This is a genomic window from Curtobacterium sp. PhB146 (genome assembly GCF_004342995.1).
Lineage (GTDB): Bacteria > Actinomycetota > Actinomycetes > Actinomycetales > Microbacteriaceae > Curtobacterium.
Genome location: NZ_SMBN01000001.1, coordinates 1,722,976 through 1,734,501 on the forward strand (window position 1 = coordinate 1,722,976; position 11,526 = coordinate 1,734,501).

General features: G+C 71.1%; 9 protein-coding genes, 1 tRNA gene and 1 pseudogene. 8 read left to right on the forward strand and 3 right to left on the reverse strand.

The annotated features are described in order from the left end of the window. The first annotated feature begins 99 nt into the window (after positions 1-99). The 4 genes from cmk to EDF33_RS08300 all read left to right on the forward strand — a co-directional run bounded on the left by cmk (position 100) and on the right by EDF33_RS08300 (position 3,821). Positions 100-765, forward strand: coding sequence for a (d)CMP kinase (gene cmk / locus EDF33_RS08285; protein WP_132099786.1), 666 nt, complete (start codon positions 100-102; stop codon positions 763-765). A gap of 108 nt (positions 766-873) precedes the next feature. Next, positions 874-2,394: a ribosome biogenesis GTPase Der gene (gene der / locus EDF33_RS08290; protein WP_111084613.1), complete on the forward strand. Its 1,521-nt coding sequence runs from the start codon at positions 874-876 to the stop codon at positions 2,392-2,394. A 127-nt stretch (positions 2,395-2,521) separates the two neighbouring features. Beyond that, the gene (locus tag EDF33_RS08295) at positions 2,522-3,163 is read left to right on the forward strand and encodes a hypothetical protein (RefSeq protein ID WP_132099710.1); all 642 of its coding nucleotides are present in this window, start codon (positions 2,522-2,524) and stop codon (positions 3,161-3,163) included. Between the two features lie 136 nt (positions 3,164-3,299). Beyond that, entirely contained in the window at positions 3,300-3,821 is a 522-nt protein-coding gene (locus tag EDF33_RS08300; protein ID WP_123293894.1) for a hypothetical protein, read from the forward strand. Between the two features lie 112 nt (positions 3,822-3,933). Here EDF33_RS08300 and EDF33_RS08305 read toward each other — a convergent pair whose 3' ends face one another. Together EDF33_RS08305 and EDF33_RS08310 are read right to left on the reverse strand one after the other, a co-directional pair. Next, positions 3,934-6,081, reverse strand: a complete 2,148-nt coding sequence (locus EDF33_RS08305; RefSeq protein ID WP_165918741.1) for a RecQ family ATP-dependent DNA helicase — start codon at positions 6,079-6,081, stop codon at positions 3,934-3,936. A gap of 65 nt (positions 6,082-6,146) precedes the next feature. After that, complete coding sequence (locus EDF33_RS08310; protein ID WP_132099711.1) at positions 6,147-7,637, reverse strand: hypothetical protein; 1,491 nt, start codon at positions 7,635-7,637, stop codon at positions 6,147-6,149. 70 nt (positions 7,638-7,707) lie between these two features. Between EDF33_RS08310 and EDF33_RS08315 the strand changes: the two genes are divergently transcribed. The 4 genes from EDF33_RS08315 to EDF33_RS08330 all read left to right on the forward strand — a co-directional run bounded on the left by EDF33_RS08315 (position 7,708) and on the right by EDF33_RS08330 (position 11,220). Beyond that, positions 7,708-8,538 (forward strand): endonuclease/exonuclease/phosphatase family protein, encoded by an 831-nt coding sequence (locus EDF33_RS08315; protein WP_132099712.1) that lies wholly within the window; start codon positions 7,708-7,710, stop codon positions 8,536-8,538. Further along, the gene (locus tag EDF33_RS08320) at positions 8,535-9,131 is read left to right on the forward strand and encodes a hypothetical protein (protein ID WP_132099713.1); all 597 of its coding nucleotides are present in this window, start codon (positions 8,535-8,537) and stop codon (positions 9,129-9,131) included. Before EDF33_RS08315 ends, EDF33_RS08320 begins: the two co-directional genes overlap by 4 nt. 153 nt (positions 9,132-9,284) lie before the next feature. Beyond that, a tRNA-Pro gene (locus EDF33_RS08325) sits at positions 9,285-9,358 on the forward strand. A 311-nt stretch (positions 9,359-9,669) separates the two neighbouring features. Then, positions 9,670-11,220: a DUF1254 domain-containing protein gene (locus EDF33_RS08330; protein WP_243692393.1), complete on the forward strand. Its 1,551-nt coding sequence runs from the start codon at positions 9,670-9,672 to the stop codon at positions 11,218-11,220. Between the two features lie 210 nt (positions 11,221-11,430). Here the strand turns inward: EDF33_RS08330 and EDF33_RS08335 are convergent. Continuing rightward, positions 11,431-11,526, reverse strand: a pseudogene (locus tag EDF33_RS08335) (IS5/IS1182 family transposase); the annotation flags it as partial.

Sequence of the window (11,526 nt, forward strand, 5' to 3'; positions counted from 1 at the left end):
GGCGCACTCGGCGGACCGGCCGGCGGCCTCGGTGAGCCCGGCGGCGAGCCCGGTTCGACCAGCGCCCCGGTACCGGCCGGTCTCACCGACGGCGCCTACGTGGCCAAGATCGTCATCGCGGTCGACGGTCCCGCGGGCAGCGGCAAGTCGAGCGTCTCCCGCGCGGCCGCCCGCGCGCTCGGCTACGGCTACCAGGACACCGGCGCCGCCTACCGCGCCCTCGCCTGGCACGCCCTGCAGCAGCGGGTCGACCTCGACGACGCGGCGGCGATCCTGGCGAGCTGGGACACCTTCGACTACGCCATCGGCACCGATCCCGACGACTACTACGTGCGCGTGGGGGAGACCGACGTCACCGACGCGATCCGCACCCCGGACGTGACGGGCGCGGTGGCGCACATCGCGAAGCTCCCCGACGTCCGACACCGGCTCGTGCAGCTGTTCCGGAACGTCATGCGGAAGACCGATGCACCGGGCATCATCACCGAGGGTCGGGACATCACCACGGTGGTCGCACCCGACGCCGAGGTCCGGATCCTGCTGACGGCCGACGAGTCCGTTAGAATGGCCCGGCGCTCGGCGGAGGTCACGACCCAGTCGGCCGCAGAGACCTCCGCCGCACTCGCTCGTCGAGACGCGGCGGACGCGAAGGTCGTCGACTTCATGAACGCCGCAGACGGCGTCACGACGCTCGACTCCACCGACCTCGACTTCGACCAGACCGTGCAGGCGGTCGTCGACCTGGCCCGCGCGGCCACGCACTGACGCACGACCGGACGGCCTCGGCCGCCTGGTCACACCACGGCCGGATCTCCGGCCCGGCCGGGAACGGCCACCGACACCGCGGCTCCGGCCGCTCGCGAGGAACCCACCATGGCTCAGTTGGACAACCCGGACAACGACGACTTCCCCCAGTACGACGACGCCCTCGGCGAGCGGCTCGCCGGACTCGACGAGGCCGAGGCCGAGCAGCGCGCGACCGCGCTCCGCGCCGGACTCGAGGAGTACGACCTCGAGGACGAAGACCTCGCCCTGCTCGAGGCCGGTCAGGTCGGCGAGGACGGCGTCCACTACCTGCCCGCCTACCCGGTGCTCGCGATCGTCGGCCGCCCGAACGTCGGCAAGTCCGCGCTCGTCAACCGCATCCTCGGTCGTCGCGAGGCCGTCGTGCAGGACGTCCCCGGCGTCACGCGTGACCGCGTCAGCTACAAGGCTGACTGGAACGACAAGCGCTTCACGCTCGTCGACACCGGCGGCTGGGAGCCCGGCGCCGAGGGCATCAACGCCTCGGTCGCCGCGCAGGCCGAGGTCGCGATCGACCTCGCCGACGCCGTGCTGTTCGTCGTCGACGTCACGGTCGGGATCACCGCCACCGACGAGCACGTCGTCAAGATGCTCCGCGGCACCGACCGCCCCGTCATCGTCGTCGCGAACAAGGCCGACGACGAGCGCCGCGAACTCGACGCCTACGAGCTCTGGAACCTGGGGCTCGGCGAGCCGCACCCCGTGTCGGCCCTGCACGGCCGTGGCGTCGCGGACCTGCTCGACCTGATCATCAAGACGCTGCCCGACACCTCGGCCGTCGCCAAGCAGGAGGTCGGTGGCCCCCGCCGCGTCGCGATCCTCGGCCGCCCGAACGTCGGCAAGAGCTCGCTGCTCAACAAGGCCGCCGGTGAAGAGCGCGTCGTCGTGAACGACATCGCCGGCACCACCCGCGACCCGGTGGACGAGCAGATCGAGCTCGGCGGCAAGGTGTGGCGTTTCGTCGACACGGCCGGCATCCGGAAGCGCGTCCACATGCAGCAGGGTGCCGACTTCTACGCCTCGCTCCGCACCACCGCCGCGCTCGAGAAGGCCGAGGTCGCCGTCGTCGTCCTCGACGTCACCGAGCCCGTCTCCGTGCAGGACCTGCGCATCATCGACCTGGTGCTCGAGTCGGGCCGTGCGCTCGTCCTGGCCTACAACAAGTGGGACCTGCTCGACGACGAACGCCGCCGCTACCTCGAGCGCGAGATCGAGCAGGACCTGGCGCACGTCGCCTGGGCCCCGCGCGTGAACATCTCGGCCCGCACCGGCCGCCACCTCGAGAAGCTCGTGCCGGCGCTCGAGACCGCCCTCGCGTCGTGGGACACCCGCATCCCGACGGGCAAGGTCAACGCCTTCATCGCCGAGCTCGTCCAGGAGCACCCCCACCCCGTGCGCGGCGGCAAGCAGCCCCGCATCCTGTTCGGGACCCAGGCGTCGAGCCAGCCGCCGACCTTCGTGCTCTTCACGTCGGCGTTCCTCGACCCGCAGTACCGACGGTTCATCACCCGTCGACTCCGCGAGGTCTGGGGCTTCTCCGGCACCCCGATCAACGTCAACATGCGCGTGCGCGAGCGCCGGAAGCGCTGAGTCGCAGCTCCGTCACACACAACGCGTCCCGTCTGCACGGGGCGCGTTGTGCGTTGCGCGTAGTGCGTTCGCGTTCGGCCGGGAGGCCCGGAGCGCGTCCGCAGCGTCGGCGCGGCATCATGGGAGCGTGCGCATCGGGCGGTGGGGAACGGATCGACGTCGGCTCGCCCTGGTGGGTGCCCTCGTCGCCGTGGTCGTCGTCGGCTCGGTGTCACTCTGGACGGTCTCGCACGCACCGTCCGAGGACGACACAGTCACCCGCTCCGACCGTGCGGCGCCCGTGCCCGAGCCAGCGCAGTCGCCGACGGAGGGGCTGCGACCCTCGAACGGCCTCGGCGTACCCCTGCCCGAGGCGTCCCCGGCCGTGCAACCCGTCGATTCGTCGCCGATCGAGCCGTGGTGGTGCCGTGTCCCGCCGGTCTCCGGGGACATCGTCGGCATCGACGGCGCCGCTGCCTCTGGACACGTCCACATCGCGGGGAACACGGGTGACGCCACCCTCGCGGTGGACATCTCGCACCTGAAGACGGGAACGACGGGGCCGGTCGACGTCGTGTTGTCCGGTGGGACGGTCACCGGAGGCAAGGACCCGGAGTGGACCCCGGCGGGGGAGTCCTTCGACGTCTTCCAGGCCGCCGGCGTCGAGCAGGGGCTGACCGTCGTGCTGAGCGACCCGTGGACCCTGCCCGACGAGGTCCGCTCCCTCGTCCTGCTCGACGCGTCGACCGGCACCGTGCTCGGTGGCGCGGCGCTCGTGCCGAGCGACTGAGCCGCTGGGCGGTCCCGCGCCGACCCGGAACGACATCGTCGACGTCGTGCGACCTCGATGACGTCGTTCGGCGTCGGCGTCGGCGTCGGTACCCGCGCGGTACGCCGGTGGTCGCTCGATGCGGCACGATGTACTGGTGACGCAGCGCAACGACGGACTCGGTGGCCTCGCCGACCGTCTGTGGTGCCGGCTGCGGCTCGACCGGCTGGCCGGAGGTCGCCAGGGCGGGTACGTCATCCGCCAGGACATGCTCGAGCACCCCGACACCGTGCGCTCGTTCCGGTGGATCCGGTGGTTGCTCGTCGCGGAGACGATCGTCGGACTCGCCGCGATCGTCGTGGCCGTGCTGCTGACGCGCGCGGGGGAGACCGTGCCGTGGGCGGTGTGGTTCCGGGCGACGGTCGTGCTGCTCATCACCCTGACGCTCTACGTGTTCGCGTGGCGGGCACAGCTCGGGTACTACTGGGCGTACCAGCGGGTGCGGTTGTTCAGCCGGATCTTCCCGATCGTGACGCTCATCGTGGCGGCGATCCCCGGGCTGTACCCGTTCTGGATGGTGATCGAGCAGATCGTGTTCTCACTGCTCATGATCGGCATCGGCGACGTGCTCACCACCGACCACATGCGCGCCACGTTCCCCAAGCCCGCCCGCCGCTAGCGCCCCGCGCGCCGGCTCCGGCGCCCGCACCACTCTTGCGACAGACCACGCGTCGATCGACTCGTGAGCTGTCGCGGAACGGGTGCGGGGGCGGGCTGCGGGCGGCGCAGCGCTACGCGACGGTGGCCAGCGCGAAGGGCAGCACGGCGGCAGCCCCTGCACGCCGGAGTTCGCGGCCCGCGACGGTCATCGTCCACCGGCTGTCGACCAGGTCGTCGACGAGCAGCACTGGGCCCTGATGCGACTGCAGCGCCGCAGCGAGTTCCGGCCCGACCTGGAACGTCTCCCACACGCCGGACAACCGGTAGGCGCTGTTCGTCGCACCGTCGCCGCGGGGCGTGCCGCCGTTCCGGTCGAGCGTGCCGAGGAACTGCAGCCGCCCGATCGTGGACAGCGCCTGGGCGAGCGACCCCACGAGCTGCGGCCGTGACCGCGAGGACATCGCCACGACCCCGGTCGGCCGGGTCTCCCACGGCCAGTCCTTGAGCGCCCGGACACAGCCGTCGACGAGCTCGCGGGAGATCGGAGCGTCGGGCGTCGACGGCGAGAACAGCGCACGGAGCGGTCCACCCCAGCCGAGGTCGGTCAGACGAGCCACTGCACGACCGGGCTGCACGAGCTCGTCGGCGCCGATCTTGCCCCGTACCGAGACACCGAGCGACGACATGCCCGACGGCCACTGGGCACGCGGGGCGATCTCGACACCGACCTTGTCGAGCGCGGCCGCCGCACCGGACGAGTCCGTGTCGGAGACCGCGGTCGGGAACCACGCCCCGGCGCAGTTGTCGCACCGGCCGCAGGGCTCCGCGGACGGGTCGTCGAGGTCCTGCTGCAACAGCTGCATGCGGCACGCCGAGGTGGACTCGTAGTCGAGCATCGAGGCGGCCTCGGCGGAACGTGCCGCGGCGACGCGCTCGTACCGCGGGGCGTCGTACTGCCACGGCTGCCCGGTGGAGACCCAGCCGCCGGTGACGCGTCGAACCGCCCCGTCGACGTCGAGCACCTTGAGCAGGAGTTCGAGGGTGGAGCGCTTGATGTCGACAAGACCCTCGAGCGCGACCGTCGACATCGCGGTGTCGGTGGACAGGGCGCCGAGCACGGCGGAGGCCCGGGCCTCGGTCGGCATCGACGCGCTCGCGAAGTACTGCCAGATCTCACGGTCCTCACGCCCGGGCAGCAGCAGCACGTCGGCGTTGTCGGTGGCACGACCCGCACGACCGATCTGCTGGTAGTAGGCGACGGGGGACGACGGAGCGCCCACGTGCACGACGAACCCGAGATCCGGCTTGTCGAACCCCATGCCGAGCGCGCTCGTGGCGACCAGGGCCTTCAGCTCGTTGCCCTTGAGCTGCTGCTCGAGCTGCTCCCGCTCGTCGGTGTCGGTGCGCCCCGTGTAGGCCCGGACGGCGTACCCGTTGTCGCGGAGCAGGCGGGCGATGTCCTCGGCAGCCGAGACCGTGAGCGTGTAGATGATGCCGCTGCCGGGCAGGTCGCCGAGGTGCGCGAGCAGCCAGCCGAGCCGCTGCCGGGCGTCGGGCAGCGTGAGCACGCCCAAGCGCAGCGATGCCCGGGCGAGCGACCCACGGATCGTGAACACCGGGTCGGCCGGGCGGGCGGTGAGCTGCTCGGCGACGTCCTCGACCACGCGCTCGTTCGCCGTCGCGGTGGTCGCCAGGACGGGGACGCCGTGGGGGAGCGAGCGGATGAGCTCGGCCAAGCGGCGGTAGTCCGGTCGGAAGTCGTGGCCCCAGTCCGAGATGCAGTGCGCCTCGTCGACCACGAGCATGCCCATCCGGGCGATCAGGGTCGGCATCTGCTCGTCGCGGAACTTCGGGTTGTTCAGGCGCTCGGGGGAGACGAGGAGCACGTCGACCTCGTCACGAGCGAGCGCGGCCTGGGTCTCGCCCCACTCGTGCGCGTTCGCCGAGTTGATCGACACCGCACGGACCCCGGCCCGGGCAGCCGCAGCCACCTGGTCGCGCATCAGGGCGAGCAGCGGCGACACCAGGACGGTCGGGCCACCACCACGACGCCGGAGCAGCAGGGTCGCGAGGAAGTACACCGCGGACTTGCCCCACCCGGTGCGCTGCACGACGAGGGCGCGCTGCCGGTGCTCGACCAGGGCGGAGATCGCCTCGAGCTGGCCGGGGTGGAAGACCGCGTCGGGGCGCCCGGTGAGCGCAGCGAGCGCCTGCTGTGCCTCGGCGGCGATGTCTGCAGACGGCGAGACGACAGACGGAGCAGCGGTGGGGGTGTCCATGCCCCCATGCTGTCAGGAGCAACCGACGAAACGCGGGTCGCGCCTCCAGTCTGTGGAGAACAACGCTACTGGTACGTGACCAGTGACGGCGTCGGTTGCACGTCCGCCATCGTCTGCGACGGCGTCAGCATGGGCGTGTCCTCGTCGTAGAAGTTCTTCCAGCCCCAGTGCAGGCCCTCCGGCGCGCCCTGGTGCAACGCCTTCCACGTCGCCTGCTTGTCCGGCTGCGATCCCTGCCCGTCGACGTGCACGAGCATGTCGAGCTCCGGATGGGTCTTCAGCGCCGACCGGTCCTGGATCATCGAGAGCCGGAACTGGTGCAGCACGAGGGCCTTCGGCGGCAGCCCCTCCTTCTTGACGAGCGACGCCAGCCACGAGGACACCTCGTTCACCTCGGACGCCGACACGCTGCCGATCTGCTGCAGCGGCACCTGGTCCTTCGCCAGCCGCCACTCCGGGTCGAGCGCGAGCCACACCCCGGGCTTCTTCAGCAGCGACTCGTACTTCTTCGCCTGCGACAGGAAGTCCGAGCGGCCCGGCTGCAGGTCGATGATCACGGGCATGTCGGCGTCGTGCGCGGCGTCGACGTAAGGCTCGAGCGTCGACACCGGCAGCTCGGTCGAGTAGTCGCCGTCCGCCCCGGCGTCCCCCGCGGCGACGGTCGCGATGACCTCCATCGCAGGCGTCACGAGCTCGTCGGACTCGGCCCGGTACGGCTTCGCGACCTGCTCGGCACGCTGGACGGTGGCCTCCGGCCCCTGCTCGCCGAGCACACCGAGCGCCGGCGCCCCGGGAGCCCCGTACAGCGCCACGTAGCGGTGCCCGTCGAACGGCCGCTGGCCGCCGTTCCGCAGCTGGAAGCCGCCCTCGGCCGCCCGTACCGTCCACTCCGGGTCCTGCAGCGCGTCGAACGCCGCACCGACCAGGACCGTCTGGTGCTGCCTCCGCTCGTGCAGCGCCGTCACCACGTCGGGTGCGGCAGCCGGGTCGGTCACGCCCTCCGGCATGGTCACCACCTCCGCACCGGCGGCCTTCGCGGTCGCCACGGCCGCAGCGTCCGCGCTCGCGTCCGCCACCACCACGGTGGCCTGCCGGGAGGCCCGGGTCGACTCCGGCGCGTCGCCGCCCTCAGGCGCCTTCCGCTGTTCGACGTCCGTGTCGACCGACACGTCGCCCTCGGCCTGGTACCAATCAGCCCCGAGCCGATCGAGCTCGCGGGCGACGGCAGCGCCGCCCTTCGTGTCCTGCTCGTCCTTCGCGGTCAGCAGCACCGGAACGTGGGCGCTCGCCGCGGCCTTCGCGGCATCGGAGATCGCGTCGGCATCGCCGGCCGTCGCCACGATCGCGCCGGGAGCACTCGCGAACAGGGCCGTGCTCACCCGCACCGACCGTGCCGCAGCGTCGGAGGCATCGGCGACCGTGACCGTCTGCGCCGTGGCCTTCACGAGCGTCGGGCGGCTCGTGTCCGGGCCACTCGAGGTACACCCGGCGGCTCCGAGCAGCAGTCCGGAGACCGCGATCGCGACGAGGACACGAGGGGTGGGACGAGAACGCATCGGGCCACCCTACGAGCCACGCGGAGAGGTCCCTGGGAATCCGACGGGTGTCGTCTCGTAGAAGGGAGGCATGCCCCACCACCCCGACGACCACCCGCTCATCGGAGCCGTCCGGTCGCCCGAGGTCCACTGCATGACCCTCAACGTGCGGCGCCGCGTGCCGCGACCGTCCGCGCACCCCGATGCCTGGGAGCGTCGACGCGACGCCATCACCGCGCTCGTCACCTCCGAAGCGCCCACCGTCCTCGCCGTCCAGGAGGCCCTCCCCACGCAGGCAGACGACCTCACGGCCGGCCTCGGATCCGGTTGGGAGCCCGTCCTGGCCGGGCGCGGCGCGCGCGGCGGTGGCGAACAGGTCGGGCTCTTCCTCGACCGCTCGCGCCTCGACGTCGTCGAGCGCCGCACGTGGGCTCTTTCCCGCACGCCGCACCGTCCAGGATCCCGCTCGTGGGCCACGTCCTTCCCCCGGCACGCCGTCGGGGCCGTCGTCGACGACCGCGCGACCGGCGCCCGGTTCCTGGCCATCGCGACGCACCTCGACGTCGCATCGCCGTGGGCCCGACTGCGGTCCGCCGAACTCCTCGGCCGGATCGTCCGGCAGCGCGGCCTGCCCGCCGTCGTGATGGCCGACTGGAACAGTCCGGCAGGGTCCGCACCCTGGCGAGCACTGGCGGACGCTGGTGTCGTCGACAGCTGGGGGCGAGCCTCCAGGCAGGTGGGTGAGCCGTACGGGACGTACCCGCACTACGGGAGTCCGCGTGTCGGCGGCCGGCGCATCGACGGCGTCCTCGTGACGCCGGATGCGACCGTCGAGCGGGTCGCCGTGTCGAACCGGCGGCCGGGCGGCGTGTGGCCGTCCGACCACGCTGCCGTGCACGCGGTCGTGCGGTGGGCGTCGTGATCCGGGCGCTCGGGCCGACGTTCCTGCGGCCGAAGTTCCTGGTGGCCGACGTGGTGCGTGCCCTGACGCTCGTCAGCCTGGTCGTCGCGAGCATCGGGTGGGGCGGTACTGCGTTGCCGGTGATGGCACTGTCGTTGCTCGGGGTCGTGGTGCCGCGGATGCTCGGGCTCCGGCCCGCGTTCGACCTGGCGGTGTGCGTGCTCGTGCTCCTCGCGGGATGGTCGAGCGTGCTCGAGTGGTACACGAGCGTGTTCCTGTGGGACAAGTTCATGCACGTCGTGCTCACCGGGCTGCTCGCCGCGGTGCTGTACGTCATCGGTGCCGACCTGCGCGCGGTGCCGGCGCCGGACGGGGAGCGCCGGGTGGTCGTCGCGATCCTCGGGCTGTGTGCAGGGCTCGCCATCGGGGCCGCGTGGGAGATGGGGGAGTGGCTCGGGCACAACTTCGTCGACTCGGCGATCTACGTCGGGTACGACGACACGATCGGCGACCTGGCGGCGGACGGGGCCGGGGGGTTGCTCGTCGGGCTCGGGTTGCCGTGGTTGGCGGCGCGGCGTGAGGTGGTGCGGCGCGAGGTGCCGCGGCCGGGGTGATCGTGCGTGCCCGTTCCGGTGGCTCTGGTTGCTGCTCGCTCCGACTCGCCGTGGCGCGGAGGAGGTCTGGCGTCCGCTATGCTGGACCGGTCGCTCGCGCTCCGGTCGGACGTGGGCGAGGGTCCTCCGGGATCCTGAGTTCTCCGGAACTCGCGGGCTGTGGCGCAGCTTGGTAGCGCACTTGACTGGGGGTCAAGGGGTCGCAGGTTCAAATCCTGTCAGCCCGACCGAACGGCCGGCTCGGACATCGTCCTGAGTCGCCACGACGAAGAAGCCCACCGAGGATCTCGGTGGGCTTCTTCGTTTCGGTGGCTGTCGTGGGGTCGTACGCATGGGGCTCCCTCACTGCGACGATCAGCGGACCACCCATGTGAGACACGACCCTGCTCGAAGCTGCGTCCGGTTCGAGTCCGGTCCGACGGTCTGCTGAGGGACCGGCTACCGGGACGGTTTGCGCTGGCTCGATTCTCACGAGAGGGACGACGGACAGTCGCCGCGCTTGACACGCTGCCCGCCTACTGTCGCTTGCGCTGTCACGGTGGTGGTCAGGTGCCGTGCCGGGGGGGGGGGGGGGCTTCTAAAGGCGAGCTTCGCCCCCGCCTTCTGCGTTGGCCGGCGACCCAAGGAGAGTGGTGATCTGCACCGCGCTCCCTGTGACCAGCGGCGCGGCCGCCGCACGGAAGACCACCTGTTTTGGGTGGCGACCTCGGCGGGCTGGGCGGATGGACTCAGCTGCATGGCCGAATCGAATGATCCCCTGACAGGCGAGATCGATGTGCAGCTCGTCACGAACGCGTACATCTACGGGTTCCCATTGGTGTTCAACCTGCTCCAGGTGCTGCGGTTCACGACGGACGGCATCGGCGCGGTACCGGCCGCTGCGTTCAACACCTTCAGTCACGGACGGACCCTTGCCGGCCCCGATGACACCTTCGTGACGATCAACAACGACACGCTCTACTCGATGGCTCAAGTCGACCTCAGCAGCGGGCCGGTGGCGTTGCACGTGCCCGACACGGCGGGGCGGTACTACGTGCTGCAGTTCGTCGATGCCTGGACGAACAATTTCGCCTACGTCGGACACCGCGCCACCGGCACCGCCGCAGGCGACTACCTGCTCGTGCCACCGGACTGGGACGGCGAACCTGACGATGACGACACGGTCATCAGGTTCCCGACCGCGGTTGCCTCCATCGTCGGACGGTGGGCAGTCGACGGCGACACCGACCTCCCGACGGTGCACGCGCTCCAAGACGCGACGACGTTGACTCCCCGCACGCCTGATGCTGCACCGCACGGGCTGGCCGTTCCCGACCCGGAGGTGTCGGACGCGCTGGCGTTCCTCGAGCGCTTCCGCGTCTGGTCGCAGCAGTTCCCGCCGGCGCCGCGTGACGCCGCAGTGCAACGGTCCTTCGCGGGGCTCGGCGTGAATTCGCCGGCGTCGCCGTACGTTGGTTTGCCCGACGACGCCGTGGCGGCCCTGACGTCCGCACTCGAGGGGGCCTCGGCCCGACTGCGGCAGATCCTCGAGTCCGGCTCCAGCCCGCAGGTGAACGGCTGGAAGATGACGCTGCACGTGTTCGACTACAACCTCGACTTCTTCGAGGTCGGCGCACTCGACGACGAGCGGTTCCGCATCGAGGATCCGACCCTTCGCTACGCCGAGCGTGCCGGCGCTGCGCTCGGCGGGTTGTGGGGTAACCACGCCTACGAAGCGGCCTACGTGATGACGTTCGTCGACGATCACGGCGACCAGCTCGACGGCACGCACGAGTACACCTTCCGCCTCGCACCACCACCACCGGTGGGCGCGTTCTGGTCACTCACGATGTACGGAGTGCCAGACTTCTTCCTCGTCGCAAACCCCATCAACCGCTACTCGATCGGCGACCGCACGCCGGACGTCGCCCAAGACGCCGACGGTGCACTCACGATCACCATCGCGCACCAGCCGCCCGATTCGCCCGATGCGAACTGGTTGCCGAGCCCCGCGGGACGATTCCGTCCGGTCCTGCGCATGTACGAGCCAGGCGACGAGGTCCTCGACGGGCGCTGGACCCCGCCCGCGATCGTGCGCACCGAACGGTAAGTCCCGTCCGCGTCCCCGTCTTGCGTAAATCGCACCAGATTGCAGTTGCCAGCGCATCCACATCTCCAATCCCCGCTGGACACCACAGTTAGCGGCGCCGACGGGACGCCGCCGCATGATCACGCATCGTGTGCGTGGCTATCACGGCGCTCAGCATCAAGATCCCCGTCAACGGGCACCTGACCGCCGGGAACCTTGATGGCGGAGCACTTAGGGCGTGTCTATTAATTGGTGGAGCCATGCGATGACGGCGTTGAGGACGGCGGCGGCGCGGTAGACGATCGCGAGTTTGTCGTACCGGGTCGC

Coding starts and splice junctions, on each gene's coding strand:
- EDF33_RS08315 (WP_132099712.1), top strand. CDS start 7,708: ATGCCCCACCACCCCGACGACCACCCGCTCATCGGAGCCGTCCGGTCG.
- EDF33_RS08305 (WP_165918741.1), bottom strand. CDS start 6,081: ATGGACACCCCCACCGCTGCTCCGTCTGTCGTCTCGCCGTCTGCAGAC.
- EDF33_RS08310 (WP_132099711.1), bottom strand. CDS start 7,637: ATGCGTTCTCGTCCCACCCCTCGTGTCCTCGTCGCGATCGCGGTCTCC.
- der (WP_111084613.1), top strand. CDS start 874: ATGGCTCAGTTGGACAACCCGGACAACGACGACTTCCCCCAGTACGAC.